The following is a 14193-nucleotide window of genomic DNA, read 5'->3' as shown; positions in this document are numbered from 1 at the left end:
TGCTGAGGCGCTGACGTCCTGACGTCGGCGGGCCCCGGTGTGGTGTGCCACATCGGGGCCCTTTCCGCGTCCAGGGGTGGCACTCAGTGCCATAGTGCGGGCATGGAAAGCACGGTACGGAGCGGTACGGAAGCGCTGTGGGCGGTCCTGGGCGGCGATCCCGCCCTGGTCGACCGGGTGGAGTTCGGCGGGGTGTCGGGACTGCTGCCCGCCCGGCTGCCGGTGATGGACCTGGCGCGGGCGACGGTGGCGGTCTGCGGGCTCGCGGCGGTGGAGCGGGCCGGGCTTCCGGGGCCCGTACGGGTGGACGACGGGGCGGTGGCGACCGCCTTCGTGAGCGAGCGCCACCTGCGGGTGGACGGGCGGGCGCCGGTGAACTTCGCGCCGCTGTCGCGGCTCTGGCGGGCGTCCGACGGCTGGGTCCGCACCCATGCCAACTACCCGCACCACAAGGCCGCGCTGCTCGCCGCGCTCGGCGTCGCGGACTCCGTGGACGCGGTGGCGGAGGCGATCGGCGAGCGCACCGCCGTCGAGACGGAGGCGGCGGTGTACGCGGCCGGGGGTCTGGCCGTCGCCCTGCGCACGCCCGGCGAGTGGGCCGCCCACGAGCAGGGCCGGGCGGTGGCCGGCCGGCCGCTGCTGACCCGGGAGCGGCTCGACGGGGCGGCGCCGCGGCGGCGCGCGGACGGGCCGCTGCGGGTGCTCGACCTGACGCGGGTGATCGCGGGCCCGGTCGCCACCCGGACCCTGGCGCTGCTCGGCGCGGACGTGCTGCGGATCGACCCGCCGCACAGCCCGGAACTGCCCGACCAGCACGCGGACACCGGCGTCGGGAAGCGGACGGCCGCCCTGGACCTGGACAGCCCCTCGGACCGGCGCGCCTTCGGAGAACTCCTCGACGCGGCCGACGTGCTGGTCACCGGCTACCGGCCGGGCGCGCTCGACCGCTTCGACCTGCACCGGCCCGGTCTGGTGACCGCCCGGCTCTCGGCCTGGGGCGACTACGGCCCGTGGGGCGGGCGGCGCGGCTTCGACAGCCTGGTGCAGGTGGCCACCGGCATCGCGGTCACGGAGGGCACGGCCGGGGAGCCGGGCGCGCTGCCCGCACAGGCCCTCGACCACGGCAGCGGCTACCTCCTCGCGGCGGCCGTGCTGCGCTCGCTGACCGAGCAGGAGCGGGAGGGCGGCAGCCGTCTGGTCCGCCTCGCGCTGGCGCAGACCGGGCACTGGCTGACGCACGGACTGCCCCGGTACGACCCCGGGCGGCACCTCGCGGAGTCGGAGGGGCCGCTGGGGCGGCTGCGGCACGCGGTGTCACCGGTGGCGTACGAGGGCGGCCCGGCGGGCTGGTCGCGTCCGCCGGGCGTCGCGGGGGCGGACGCCCCGGTGTGGGCGGCCCCGGGCGGTCCTACGGCTTGACGAGGACCTTGAGGGCGGTGCGCTCGTCCATGGCCCGGTAGCCGGCGGGGACGCCGTCGAGGTCCACGGTGAGGTCGAAGACCGGGGACGGGTCGATGCGGCCGTCGAGGACGTCGGCGAGCAGCTCGGGGAGGTAGGCGCGGACGGGGGCGACGCCGCCGCGCAGGGCGATGTTCCGGTCGAACATGACGGAGAGGTCGAGGCCGGTGCCGGAGCCGTGGGGGACGCCGACGTAGCCGACGGAGCCGCCGTCGCGGGCGATGTTCACGGCGGTCCGCATGGACTGCTCGGTGCCCACGGCCTCGATGACGCCGTGGGCGCCCTGGCCGCCGGTGAGTTCGCGGACGGCGGCCTCGGCGGCCTCGCCGCGCTCGGCGACGACGTCGGTGGCGCCGAAGAGGCGGGCGATGTCGGTGCGGGCGGGGTGGCGGCCGAGGGCGATGATCCGCTCGGCGCCGAGCCGCTTGGCGGCGAGGACGCCGCAGAGGCCCACGGCGCCGTCGCCGACGACGGCGACGGTGGAGCCGGGGCGGACGCCCGCGCCGAGGGCGGCGTGGTGGCCGGTGCCCATGACGTCGGAGAGGGCGAGCAGGGCGGTCAGGAGCCGGTCGTCGGAGGCGGCGTCGGCGGGCAGCTTGACGAGGGTGCCGTCGCCGAAGGGGACGCGGACGGCCTCGCCCTGGCCGCCGTCGGAGCCCGCGGAGCCCCAGAAGCCGCCGTTCGGGCAGGAGGTCTGGAGGCCCTCGGCGCAGTAGTCGCAGGTGCCGTCGGACCAGACGAAGGGGGCGACGACGAGGTCGCCGGGCCGGAAGCCGCGGACCTCGGAGCCGGTCTCCTCGACGACGCCGAGGAACTCGTGGCCGATGCGCTGGCCGGGCTGCCGGGCGGACTCGCCGCGGTAGGCCCACAGGTCGCTGCCGCAGATGCAGGCGCGCAGGACCCGCACGACGACGTCGGCGGGGTCCTGCACGACGGGGTCGGGCACCTCCTCCACGCGCATGTCGAAGGGGGCGTGAATGGTGGTGGCGCGCATGGTTCCTCGTCCGGGTCAGCTTGTTGTACGACGTTTACCGTACATCGCTTTCAGGCCACCCGTGGCCAGGAGGTACTGGGCGGCGATGTACGTCAGCATGACCCAGAAGTCCGGAGCCGGCAGCTGGGGAAGGCCGGCGATGCCGGTGGCGATGAGGGTGTCGGAGAGCAGGAACAGCGCGCCTCCGGTGCCGGCGACGGCCCCCAGCGAGCTGGAGCGGTACGCCGTCGCGGTGAGCAGCAGCGAGTAGCCGGCGACGGGGATCCGCAGGTCGGCGGGGAGCCCGGACCAGAGGGCGGCGACGGTGCCGGCGAGGAGGAGGGCATAGAGGACGCCGAGGGCCGGGGAGGTGCGGCGGCGGCCGAAGAGGACCAGGTAGCAGACGTGGCCGACGGCGAAGGAGCCCATCCCGGCGAGGAAGGCCCAGTCGGGGTCGAGCATGAGGAGGACGTCACCGCCCCAGCCGAGGAGGAGCGCGGCGACGAGGAGCCGGGGGGCGCCCCGCACGGCCGCATAGGCGGCGAGCAGCGGCAGCAGGAGCGGTTTGGCGATCAGGTGGCCGGTGTCCGCGCCCGCGAGGAGGGAGCCGAGGTCGACGAGGGCGGCGAGGAGGAAGGCGCCGAGCAGGATCCGCGGGAGGGCGAGGGGGCCGGCGGGGACGGCGGTGCGGGCGCCGGGGGTGGCGGTGCGGGCGGTGGCGTCAGGAGCGGTGGTGTCGGGGGCGGTGGTGTCGGGGGCGGTGGTGTCGGGGGTGCTCACGCGGCGGGCTCCGGGGCGGCGGTCGGGTCGGGGGACGGGGCGGTGCGGGGACCCGGCTGCCAGCCGGGGCCCCGGAAGATCCGGCCGGCCCGTTCGCCCCAGTCGCCGGCGGCGCGGACGTCGCGGGCGAGGGCGGCGTACTCGTGGGTGGCGACGCGGAGCGGGTTGTAGGTCTCGATGTTCTTGGTGAGGCCGTAGACGGGCCGTTCGGTCTCACCGGTCCAGGTGCCGAAGGCCCGGTCCCAGAGGATGAGGATCCCGCCGAAGTTCCGGTCCAGGTAGCCGCCCTGGGAGGCGTGGTGGACGCGGTGGTGGGAGGGGGTGTTGAGGACGTGCTCGAAGGGGCGGGGCAGCCGGTCGACGCGCTCGGTGTGGATCCAGAACTGGTAGACGAGGCTGACCGAGGAGCAGAAGGCGACGGCGGCGGGGTGCACGCCGAGGGCGATCATCGGCAGGTAGAACGGCCAGGAGGTGAAGCCGGTCCAGGGCTGGCGCAGGGCGGTGGAGAGGTTGAACCTGCGGCTGCTGTGGTGCACGACGTGACCGGCCCACAGCAGCCGGACGACGTGGTGGCCCCGGTGCGACCAGTAGTAGAGGAAGTCCTGGGCGAGCAGCATCAGCGGGACCGTCCACCACAGGACGGGCACGCGGAGCGGGGTGAGCTCGTGGACGGCGGCGTAGACCGCGACGATCGGGACCTTCCACACGAGGTCGGTGAAGAGGCTGCCGAGTCCCATGCCGATGCTGGTGGCGGCGTCCTTGGCCTCGTACCCGGCGGCGTCCTCGTCGGGGTGGAACCGGTAGCTCGCCATCTCCACGACGGTGAGCAGGACGAACGCCGGTATGGACCAGAGCACGACATCGGGCAGGTTCGGCATGCGTCGACGGTAGGTCCCGCCCCCGCGGAGGGCTAGACGCCGTTACCGACAAGTATGCGAGACGGCTTGTCAGCAGGCTTTGGCGGCTTCCGACAAGCGGGCGCCGGTCACACCCCGGCCACGCCCAGGAGCGAGCCGGCCGCGTAGGTGACGGCCATGGCGAGGGCGCCGCCCGCGACGGTGCGGAGGGTGGCCCGCGGGGCGGGGGCGGCGGCGAGGCGGGCGGCCCACCAGCCGGTGAGGGTGAGGGCGGTGAGGACGGAGCCGACGGTGATCCAGAGCCGGAGGGAGGCGGGCGGGAGGACGATCGCGAGCAGCGGGAGCAGGGCGCCGACGGTGAAGGCGAGGAAGCTGGCCCAGGCGGCGTGCCAGGGGTTGGTGAGGTCGTCGGGGTCGATGCCGAGCTCCACGCGCGCGTGGGCGCGCAGGGCGTCGCGTTCGGTGAGCTGTTCGGCGGCCTCGCGGGCGACGCCGGGGGTGAGGCCGCGGGCGGTGAGGAGGGCGGTGAGCTCGTCGAGCTCGGCCTCGGGGCTCTCGTGGAGCTCCTGCTTCTCGGTGGCGAGGGCGGCGGTCTCGGAGTCGCGCTGGACGGAGACGGAGACGTACTCGCCGACCGCCATGGAGAGGGAGCCCGCGAGGAGGCCGGAGAGGCCGGCGGTGAGGAGGGCGTCCCTGGCCCCGGTGGCGCCGGCGACGCCGACGACGAGGCCGGCGGTGGAGACGATGCCGTCGTTGGCTCCGAGCACGGCGGCCCGGAGCCAGTTGAGGCGGGAGCCGAGTGCCCCGCCGTGGGGCTCGTGTGCGGGGGGTGCGGTCACCTCTGGAGGGTCGCACCCCCCGCGTCACCAGACGCGGACCGACCCGCCCGGGGCGAAGGCCGGGCTGGTGGCGCCGTCCGGGACCTTCTCCAGCGGGGTGGCGACCTCCTCGACGGACGGGCCGTGGACGGCCGCGAGCCGGTCGAGGACGGCGAGGTCGAAGCCGTAGACGCGGGCCGCGTTGCCGCCGACCATCGCCGCCACCTCCGCGCGCGGCAGGCCCGCGTAGGCGAGGCGGAGCCCCTCGCGCGAGTACGGGGCGGTGCCCTCGTCGTGCGGGTAGTCGCTGCCCCACATGATCTTGTCGAGGCCGATCCGGTGGCGCAGCGGCACCTCGTGGGGGCGCATGAAGCTGGCGCCGACGAAGCAGTTGTCCCGCCAGACCTCGCCGGGGCTGCGGCCCATGGAGTCGGCGAGCCCGGCGCCGAACTTCGACTCGGCGGTGGCCGCCCGGCCCGCCGCCGCGACCAGCCGCCCGTGGTAGTAGTCCAGCATCTCGACCACGCCGGGGATCCAGCCGGAGCCCTGCTCGGTGAGGACCAGCCTGAGGCCGGGGTGGCGGCGGAAGGCGCCGCCGAACACCAGGTGCCACAGGGCCCGGTGGGAGAACCAGGTGGTCTCCACCATGAAGACCGCGCGGGCGGCGGGTTCGTCGCCGAGCGGCGGGGAGGCGGAGCCGCCGTGGTGGTTGACGGGGACGTCCAGCTCCTCGCAGACGGCCCAGATCGGGTCGTACGTCTCCGAGTGCAGCTCCGGCAGGCCGCTGCCGGGCGGGGTGCCGGGGAGCAGCACGCCGCCGGTGAGGCCGGCCGCGCGGGCGCGGCGGATCTCCCGGACGGCCTCGGCCACGTCGTTCAGGAGGATCTGGGCGACGCCGGCCCGGCGGCCGGGGGCCTCGGCGCAGAAGTCGGCGAGCCAGCGGTTGTGGGCGCGCAGGCCCGCCCAGCGCCGCTCGAACTCCTCCCGGGTGGGGGCCGGGGCCATGAGGGAGGCGGAGGGGAAGAAGGGCGGGATGGTGTTGGGGAAGACGACCTCGGCGACGATGCCGTCCTCCTCCAGCTCGCGCAGCCGCCGGCCGGAGTTCCAGTTGCGGTCGGCGGTGTCGGCGAGGAGGTCCTCGTACGGGTTGACGTACGCGGCCGCCCAGGCGTCGAAGTCGTCGTGGAACCGCTTCTCCAGGTACGGCCTGTAGTCGAGGAGGTCGGCGCCGGCGTGGCAGTCGGCGGAGATCACGGTGTAGCGGTCGGCGGGGGCCGCGGCGGGGCGGTCGGTCACGGGGTCACCCCCGCGGCCGGACCGGCGGCCGGGCCCGTGACCGGGAAGTCGCCGCCGGTGAGCCAGTGCCGGCCGGTCTCGCGGGAGCGGGCCCAGGACGCCTCGACGGCGGTCTGGTCGGCGGGCTGGCCGAGGTCGGCGGGGGTGGGACCGATCCGCCTGGCTATCGGATCCAGCCGGTGGACGTCGAATCCGAAGACCTCGGCGGCGGCCAGGCCCAGCATCCGCCGGGTCTCCCCCACCGGGATGTCGTGGAAGGTGCTGCGCAGCCAGGCCCGGGTGTTCGGCCAGGTGCCCTCGGGGTGCGGGAAGTCCGAGCCCCACAGGATGTTGTCGACGCCGATCTCGTACCGCTGCGCCAGCTCGCGCCGCTTGGTGTTGGTGGCGCAGACGAAGACCTGCCGGTCCAGGTACTCGCTCGGCGGGCGCCGCAGCTCGGCGAAGGGCGAGAGCTTCTTGCCGCCGTGGGCGCCGAGGTAGAGCCGGTCCATGAACCACAGCAGGTTCGGCAGCCACCAGCAGCCGGACTCGGCGACGCCGAACCGCAGGCCCGGGTGCCGCTCGAAGACCCCGGACCAGAGCAGGAACCACAGCGGCCGGGCGGGCCACCAGGTGACCTCGGAGACGTAGATGCCGAGGTGGTCGCCGTACTCCTCGCGGGGCGCGGCCCCGGAGTGGGTGACGACCGGCATCCCGGTCTCGGCGGCGGCCGCCCACACCGGGTCGTAGCGCCGGTCGTGGTAGGGCGCCTTGTCGACCCACATGGACGGGATCATCAGGGCGCCGAGGCCGGACTCCCTGGCCCGGTGGATCTCGGCGACGACCTCGCGGACGTCGGCGGTGACGGGGAGGAGGGCGACGCCGCAGTGCCGGGCCGGGTCGTGGGCGACGAACTCGGCGAGCCAGCGGTTGTGCGCCTTGGCGCCCGCCATGCCGAGCTCGGGGTCCTGGTCGCCCGAGAGGCCGAGGCCGACGCCGAAGGGGGCGGCGGTCTGGCTGTCGACGGCGTCCGCGTCGGGGAAGACGACCTCGGCGGCGACGCCGTCGCCGTCCAGCTCCTTGATCCGCTGCGCGTGGTCCCAGCCGCCGCGCAGCCCCTCCTCGTGGTCGCTGAACCACTGGTGCGCGAAGTCCTCGTTGCGGACCCCGAGGCGGGTCATCGCCTCGCGGCGGGCCTCGCGCCCGGCGAGGAAGTCGTCGAAGGCGCCGTGGAAGCGGGACTCCAGATAGGGCCGGTACTCCTCGGTGGGGAGCCCGGCGTGACAGTCGGACGAGATGATCAGGTACGGGTCCTCATAGCTCATGGCCATGCCCCTCGGTCGGGTCAGTCGAGGATGAAGCTCTCCAGGTAGGACGGGTTCGCGCGGTCGAGCATGGACCGCGAGCGCGCCGTGATCTGCCGGTCGCTGTGCCCGCTCGCCGGGAGCATCCAGAACCGGTCGGCCCTGATCCCCTCGACGACGTGCTCGGCGACCTCCTCGACCGGGGTGAAGGCGATCTCGTGGCCGGCCTCCTTCATGGCGGCCTCCCACTGGTCGAGGGAGCGGTACGGGGTGCGGCGCGGGCGCTCCTTGGCGTACCGCCCGGGCCGGTTGCGGTGCGACTCCCACAGGCCGGTGCGGAGCATGTGGGGCCCGGGGAAGAGGACGGACGCGCCCACGCGCGCCTGCTCGGCCCGCAGATGGGCGTAGAGGGACTCGGTCATGGTGACGACGGCCGCCTTGGTGACGGCGTAGACGGAGGCGGTGGGCAGCGGGGCGATGCCGCCGTCGGCGGAGGAGGTGTTGACCACGTGGCCGGGTTCGCCGCCCGCGAGCATGCGGGGGACGAATGCCTGGACGCCGTGGAAGACGCCCCACACGTTGACCGCGAAGGCCCACTTCCAGTCGTTCGGTTCGTGCTCCCACATGCGGCCCTCGGCGCCGGAGCCGACGCCCGCGTTGTTGCAGAGGACGTGGACGGCGCCGAAGGTCTCGTAGGCGGCGTCGGCGAAGGCCCGTACCGCGTCCCGGTCGGAGACGTCCACGGTCCGGGCGAGCACCTGCGCCCCGTCCGCCGCCAGCTCCTCGGCGGCCTCGGCGAGCGGTCCCTCCTCGACGTCGCCGAGGACGACCGCGAGGCCCTCGGCGGCGAAGCGGCGGGCCATGGCCCGGCCGATGCCGCTCGCGGCGCCGGTGACGACGGCGACCTGTCCTTCCCCGAGCTCCATCAGACGCTTCCTTCCGGCGGGCCGTCGTGGATCTGCGCGGGGTCGTCGTAGCGCTGGTGGACGTAGGGCAGCAGGGCCTCGGCGGAGACCCGTCCGGCGACCCGGCCGCGCTGGTCGGTGGTCTTCTCGCCGAGGGTGATTTCGACGAGCCGGCGGACCGGGAGGTCGGCGACGGGGTCGTACATCGACTCGCGCAGGACGACGTCGCCGGTGAGCCGCTCCAGCCGGCGCACCTTCTCGCCCCGCACGCAGTGGACGAGGACCGGGTCGGCGTCGAAGCCGGCGCCCTCCACGCCGGGCAGGAACTTGAAGTAGAAGTCGGTCCTCTCGGCGGGCGCGGGCGGCGGCAGCGGGCCGGAGACGGCGCCGCGCACCTCCACGAAGGCGATGCCGTGCCGGGCGAGGCGGGCGTTCACCACCAGCCCGTCGCGCTCCACGACGACCTCGCCGAGCTTCTTCGGCTCGCCGAAGACCTCCCGGCCGCCGATCAGGGCCCGCTCGTGGGTCATCGGCATGACCAGCGGGTACCAGCCCTCGACGGCGCCGTGGGCGGCGGCCACCGAGACCGAGCCGGCGCCGAGCGGATAGCCCGGCAGGTCCACCCGGCTGATGGTGACCCGGACCAGGGGGCGGCCGGTGGGTTCCAGCGGGGGCGGCAGGACGGCCGCCACCGCGTCGGGGTCGGTCTCCCAGAGGGCGACCACTCCGGTGGACCAGATGTCGGGGAGCCTCGCCGCCGCGGCGCGGGCGACGGCGGTCTCCGCCGCGGTGCGCGCCCCGTACCGTACGCGTGCCATGTCGTACCACCCTTCCGGACGGATGCGGCCGCCGGCCTCCCCGACCTGTCGGGGCGACGGCCTGTAACACTGTTACACCGCCGTCGATGAAGGGTGAAGACCCGTGCACGACGGGAATTGACGGGACGTCAGGGGGATGGGGATGGCACGGCCCGCGCTCAGCCGCGAGGAGGTCCTGGACGCGGCGGCGGCCCTGGTGCGGGCGCACGGCCCGGACGGGCTCACCATGCGGGGGCTCGCCGCCGCGCTCGACACCGCGGTGACCTCGATCTACTGGCACGTGGGCAACCGCGAGTCGCTGCTCGACGCGCTGGCCGAGCGGACGGTGGCCGAGCTGAGCGCGATCCGGCCGCGCGGGCGGGACCCGGTGGAGCGGATCGCCTCGGTGGCGCACGCCCTGCGCCGGGCGCTGCGCGAGCGCCCGCACCTGGTGGCGATGGTCCACGAGCGGGGCCTGACCGAGCGGATGTTCCTGCCCGCCCAGCGGGCCCTGGTCCGGGAGGCGCACGCGGCGGGGCTGCGCGGGGAGCGGGCGGCGGAGCTGGTCCGCGCGGTCTCCTTCCAGACCGTCGGCCACGTGCTCCTGGAGCGCAACCGCGAGCGGTCGCCCGCGCAGTCCCCGGCGGAGGAGGAGCTGTGGCGCACCGAGACCGCCGACGCGGATCCCCCGCTGGCCCGCGCCCTGGCGGCCCCGCCGGACACCGGGCGGCTCTTCGCGGCCTCGGTGCGCGCGCTGGTGCGGGGGCTCCTGGCGGACGGGGACGGGGTCCCTGATGCCGGTGGACTCCCGGCCGCTGACGGGGCCCCGGCCGCCGACGGAGGCCCGGACGCCGGTGGGATCCCGGCCGCCGGTGGAGCCCCGACCACTGGTGGAGTCCCGACCACCGACAGGGTCCCGCCCCCGCCCCGGCACCCCGACCGGGAGTGACATAGCGGACATCGAGGACAGCGGGGGCGGGGGTGTCGGTCGCGGGCCGTATTCTCAATGACCATGCTCGACGACCGCACGACAGCAGCGACGTGGCCGACCGCCTACCCGCAGGGGTACGCGGTGGTCGACGTGGAGACCACCGGTCTCGCCCGCGACGACCGCATCGTCTCCGCCGCCGTCTACCGGCTCGACGCGCGGGGCGAGGTGGAGGACCACTGGTACACGCTGGTGAACCCGGAGCGGGACCCCGGCCCGGTCTGGATCCACGGCCTCACCAGCGACGTCCTCGAAGGGGCGCCGCTCTTCCCGGAGATCGCCGAGGAGTTCTCGGCCCGGCTCGACGGCCGGGTCCTCGTCGCGCACAACGCGATGTTCGACTGGCAGATGATCGCCCGGGAGTACGCCCGCGCCGAGCTCACCGCGCCCGTGCGGCAGCGGCTGTGCACCATCGCGCTCTCCAAGGAGCTGTCGCTGCCGCTGCCCAACCACAAGCTGGAGTCGCTGGCCGCCCACTTCGGGGTGGTGCAGCAGCGCGCGCACAACGCCCTCGACGACGCGCGCGTGCTCGCCGAGGCGTTCCGCCCGAGCCTGCGCGCCGCCGCCGAGCGGGGCGTCCGGCTGCCCCTCCTGGAGTGCCGTCCGCTCACCGAGTGGGCCTCCTCGCCCGCCCGCACCCCGGCCGGGTCCGCGTACCGCGCGGGGGGCTGGCGCCCCTCGCGGAAGCGGCCCGCCTGCCCGTACCCCAACCCCGGCCGGTACGAGACCGACAAGCCGCTCAAGCAGGGCATGCGGGTGGCCTTCTCCGGCGACACCTCCGTGGACCGCGAGCTCCTGGAGGACCGCACGGTCGAGGCCGGGCTGCACGTCGCCACCTCCGTCTCCCGGCTGACCAGCCTCCTGGTGACCAACGACCCGGACGCCGGCACCTCCAAGGCGGTCAAGGCGAAGGCGTTCGGCACCCCGGTCGTCGACGAGGCCGCCTACGCCCACCTGCTGCGGGACGTGGCCCCGGCAGACGGGTGACGCCCCGGCCCCCGGCGGGCGTGCCGCGCGGCGCGCGCGGGCCCGGGGGCCCACCCTGTGGCGCATGGCACGTTGTGAGGTCTGCGGAAACGATTACGGCATGTCCTTCGAGGTGCACGCGCAGGGCGCGGTGCACGTCTTCGACTGCTTCGCCTGCGCCATCCACCGCATGGCGCCCATCTGCGAGCACTGCCGGGTCCAGGTGATCGGGCAGGGCGTCGAGGCCGACGGGAAGTGGTACTGCGGCGCCCACTGCGCCCGCGCCGAGGGGAAGGCGGGCATCGTCGACCGGGTGTGACCCGGAACGGCACGTGAGGAAACGATTCCTGAGCGGGTGGCTCCGGCACCCGACCCCGTGTGCGGACACCTCGCGCCCGTGTCGTACGGTCGTGGGGTGTACCGCTTCCTGTTGTCCCGGCAGTGGGTGATCCTCACCCTCGTCGCCCTCGTCCTCATCCCCGTGATGATCGAGCTGGGCTTCTGGCAGTTCCACCGGCACGAACGCCGGGTCGCCCAGAACACCCTGATCGCGGACAACCTGGAGGCCCGGCCGGTGCCGGTCGAGGAGCTCACCTCCCCCGGCCACGTCGTCCCCCGCGAGGACTACTGGCGCCGGGTCACCGCCACCGGCACCTTCGACACCGCCCACGAGGTGGTCGTCCGGCGCCGCACCTCCTCCGACGACCGGGTCGGCGCGCACGTCCTCACCCCGCTGGTCCTGAAGGACGGCCGGATCGTGCTGGTCAACCGGGGCTGGGTGCCCGCCGCCGCCAACCAGCGCGACTACCCCGACGTCCCGCCCGCCCCCCGGGGCGAGGTCACCGTCACCGGCCGCCTCAAGGCCGACGAGACCACCGGCGCCAGCGGCATCAAGGACCTCAAGGGCCTGCCCGACCGCCAGGTGATGCTCATCAGCAGCCGGCAGCAGGCCGAGCTGATCGGCCGTGAGGTGCTCGGCGGCTACGTCGAGCAGACCGCGCCGGAACCGGCCGGCGGCTCCCCCGAACAGATCGCCGAACCGGACCACGACTCGATCGGCGCCCACATGGCGTACGCCGTCCAGTGGTGGCTCTTCTCCGCCGGCGTGCCCGTCGGCTGGTTCGTCCTCGCCCGCCGCGAGAAGCGCGACCGGGAGGCGGCCGCCGCGGAACCCGGCGGCGCCCCGGGGACACCGCGGGAGGAGACCGGCGAGGAGGCCGGCGCGGTCGGGGCCGCCCCGCCCCGCTGATTGACCGCCGCCGCTTGCGGGAACAGCCCAGAGCGTGACCCGACGCATCGACGACTACGCCCTGATCGGCGATCTCCAGACCGCCGCGCTCGTCGCCCGCGACGGCTCGATCGACTGGTTGTGCCTGCCCCGCTTCGACTCCGCCGCCTGCTTCGCCGCCCTCCTCGGCGACGAGGACAACGGCCACTGGCGGATCGCCCCCCAGGGCGCCGGCACCTGCGCCTCGCGCGGCTACGCCGAGGACTCCCTGGTCCTGGAGACCCTCTGGGAGACCCGTACCGGCACCGTCAGGGTCACCGACTTCATGCCCCAGCGCGACCGCGCCCCGGACGTCGTCCGGATCGTCGAGGGCGTCACCGGCCGGGTGGAGATGCGCTCCGTGCTGCGCCTCCGCTTCGACTACGGCTCGATCGTGCCGTGGGTGCGCAGGTCCGAGGGGCACCGGGTCGCCGTCGCGGGCCCCGACGCCGTCTGGCTGCGCAGCGAGCCGCCGGTGAAGACCTGGGGCCAGCAGTACGCCACCTGCTCCTCCTTCACCGTGGCCGCCGGGGAGAAGGTCGCCTTCGTCCTCACCTGGCACCCCTCCCACGAGCGGCGGCCCCCGCTCGTCGACCCCTTCGAGGCCCTGGAGCAGTCGCTCGCCGACTGGCGGGAGTGGACGGCCCGCTGCACCTACCGGGGACCGTACCGCTCCGCCGTGATCCGCTCCCTCATCACCCTCAAGGCGCTCACCTACGCCCCCACCGGCGGGATCGTCGCCGCCCCCACCACCTCCCTGCCGGAGGAGCTCGGCGGGGTGCGGAACTGGGACTACCGGGCCTGCTGGCTGCGCGACTCCTCCCTCACCCTCGGCGCGCTGCTCGCCGCCGGGTACGCCGACGAGGCGGCGGCCTGGCGCGACTGGCTGCTCCGCTCGGTCGCCGGCGACCCCGCCGACCTCCAGATCATGTACGGGCCCGCCGGCGAGCGGCGGCTCCCCGAGACCCCGCTGCCCTGGCTGCGCGGCTACGCCGACTCGCTCCCCGTCCGCACCGGGAACGCGGCCGTGGAGCAGTTCCAGCTCGACGTGTACGGCGAGGTCATGGACACCCTGTACCTCGCGGGCGAGGCCGGGATCCCGGCCGAGCGGCACGCCTGGAACCTCCAGCTGAGCCTGCTCGGCTTCCTGGAGTCGCACTGGCGCGAGCCCGACGAGGGGCTGTGGGAGGTGCGCGGGCCCCGCCGCCACTTCACCCACTCCAAGGTGATGGCCTGGGCCGCGGCCGACCGGGCGGTGCGCACCCTGGAGGCTGACCCCTCGCTGCCCGGGGACCCGGGCCGCTGGCGGGCGCTGCGGGACGAGATCCACGCGGACGTGTGCGCGAGGGCGTACGACCCGGTGCGGAACACCTTCACCCAGTCGTACGGCTCGGCCGAACTCGACGCCGCCACCCTGCTCATCCCCCGGGTCGGCTTCCTGCCGCCGGACGACCCCCGGGTGGTGGGCACGGTGGACGCGGTGCGCGCCGGGCTCGACCACGGGGGTTTCCTGCGGCGCTACACCCCCGGCCCGGGCGCGGTCGACGGACTGCCCGGCCAGGAGGGCGCCTTCCTCGTCTGCTCCTTCTGGCTCGCGGACGCGCTGCGGGCGACCGGCCGGGAGGCGGAGGCCCGGCAGCTGTTCGAGCGGCTCGCGGGGCTGGTCAACGACGTGGGGCTGCTCGCCGAGGAGTACGACCCGGTGACGCGCCGGCAGCTCGGCAACTTCCCGCAGGCGTTCAGCCACATCGGGCTGGTGGGCACGGCGCTCGCCCTCGCCGGGGACGAGGCGGCAGGATAGGCCC

14 protein-coding genes are annotated in these 14193 nt (G+C 75.0%); 6 read left to right on the top strand and 8 right to left on the bottom strand.

What is annotated here, in order from left to right; translation table 11 throughout:
• Nucleotides 1-102: 102 nt before the first annotated feature.
• Nucleotides 103-1419 (top strand): CoA transferase, encoded by a 1317-nt coding sequence (locus IE326_RS30305; RefSeq protein ID WP_190043855.1) that lies wholly within the window; start codon nt 103-105, stop codon nt 1417-1419.
• On the opposite strand, the gene IE326_RS30300 is transcribed toward IE326_RS30305, so the two are convergent.
• The 8 genes from IE326_RS30300 to IE326_RS30265 all read right to left on the bottom strand — a co-directional run bounded on the left by IE326_RS30300 (nt 1409) and on the right by IE326_RS30265 (nt 9188).
• Nucleotides 1409-2452, bottom strand: coding sequence for a zinc-dependent alcohol dehydrogenase family protein (locus IE326_RS30300; RefSeq protein ID WP_190043854.1), 1044 nt, complete (start codon nt 2450-2452; stop codon nt 1409-1411). The genes IE326_RS30305 and IE326_RS30300 overlap by 11 nt on opposite strands.
• 15 nt (nt 2453-2467) lie before the next feature.
• On the bottom strand, nt 2468-3082 hold the full coding sequence (locus IE326_RS30295) for a lysoplasmalogenase (RefSeq protein WP_229915784.1): 615 nt from the start codon (nt 3080-3082) through the stop codon (nt 2468-2470).
• A gap of 125 nt (nt 3083-3207) precedes the next feature.
• A complete protein-coding gene (locus IE326_RS30290; RefSeq protein WP_190043852.1) occupies nt 3208-4089 on the bottom strand; it encodes a sterol desaturase family protein in 882 nt (293 codons plus the stop codon).
• Between the two features lie 107 nt (nt 4090-4196).
• Nucleotides 4197-4907: a VIT1/CCC1 transporter family protein gene (locus tag IE326_RS30285; protein WP_190043851.1), complete on the bottom strand. Its 711-nt coding sequence runs from the start codon at nt 4905-4907 to the stop codon at nt 4197-4199.
• A gap of 24 nt (nt 4908-4931) precedes the next feature.
• Nucleotides 4932-6182, bottom strand: coding sequence for an amidohydrolase family protein (locus tag IE326_RS30280; RefSeq protein WP_150227543.1), 1251 nt, complete (start codon nt 6180-6182; stop codon nt 4932-4934).
• Nucleotides 6179-7486, bottom strand: a complete 1308-nt coding sequence (locus IE326_RS30275) for an amidohydrolase family protein (RefSeq protein WP_150227544.1) — start codon at nt 7484-7486, stop codon at nt 6179-6181. Before IE326_RS30275 ends, IE326_RS30280 begins: the two co-directional genes overlap by 4 nt.
• Nucleotides 7487-7506: 20 nt before the next feature.
• On the bottom strand, nt 7507-8391 hold the full coding sequence (locus IE326_RS30270; RefSeq protein ID WP_150227545.1) for an SDR family NAD(P)-dependent oxidoreductase: 885 nt from the start codon (nt 8389-8391) through the stop codon (nt 7507-7509).
• Nucleotides 8391-9188 carry an acetoacetate decarboxylase family protein gene (locus IE326_RS30265; RefSeq protein ID WP_190043850.1) on the bottom strand — a complete coding sequence of 266 codons (798 nt, stop codon included), beginning with the start codon at nt 9186-9188 and terminating at the stop codon, nt 8391-8393. The genes IE326_RS30270 and IE326_RS30265 overlap by 1 nt, the downstream gene beginning before the upstream one ends.
• Before the next feature lie 142 nt (nt 9189-9330).
• Here IE326_RS30265 and IE326_RS30260 point away from each other — a divergent pair, with 142 nt between their 5' ends.
• The 5 genes from IE326_RS30260 to IE326_RS30240 all read left to right on the top strand — a co-directional run bounded on the left by IE326_RS30260 (nt 9331) and on the right by IE326_RS30240 (nt 14189).
• Nucleotides 9331-10116, top strand: coding sequence for a TetR/AcrR family transcriptional regulator (locus tag IE326_RS30260; protein ID WP_190043849.1), 786 nt, complete (start codon nt 9331-9333; stop codon nt 10114-10116).
• A gap of 57 nt (nt 10117-10173) precedes the next feature.
• The gene (locus IE326_RS30255) at nt 10174-11142 is read left to right on the top strand and encodes a DEDDh family exonuclease (protein ID WP_150227548.1); all 969 of its coding nucleotides are present in this window, start codon (nt 10174-10176) and stop codon (nt 11140-11142) included.
• 64 nt (nt 11143-11206) lie between these two features.
• Nucleotides 11207-11440, top strand: coding sequence for a metallothionein (locus tag IE326_RS30250; protein WP_037706760.1), 234 nt, complete (start codon nt 11207-11209; stop codon nt 11438-11440).
• 96 nt (nt 11441-11536) lie between these two features.
• Nucleotides 11537-12370, top strand: a complete 834-nt coding sequence (locus IE326_RS30245; RefSeq protein ID WP_190043848.1) for an SURF1 family cytochrome oxidase biogenesis protein — start codon at nt 11537-11539, stop codon at nt 12368-12370.
• A 34-nt stretch (nt 12371-12404) separates the two neighbouring features.
• Nucleotides 12405-14189, top strand: coding sequence for a glycoside hydrolase family 15 protein (locus IE326_RS30240; protein WP_190043847.1), 1785 nt, complete (start codon nt 12405-12407; stop codon nt 14187-14189).
• Nucleotides 14190-14193 lie beyond the last annotated feature (4 nt).

The organism is Streptomyces filamentosus (assembly GCF_014654895.1).
GTDB classification, from domain to species: Bacteria; Actinomycetota; Actinomycetes; order Streptomycetales; family Streptomycetaceae; genus Streptomyces; species Streptomyces filamentosus.
Note: the sequence above shows the minus strand (reverse complement) of the source record. Positions and strands in the feature narration are given on the sequence as shown.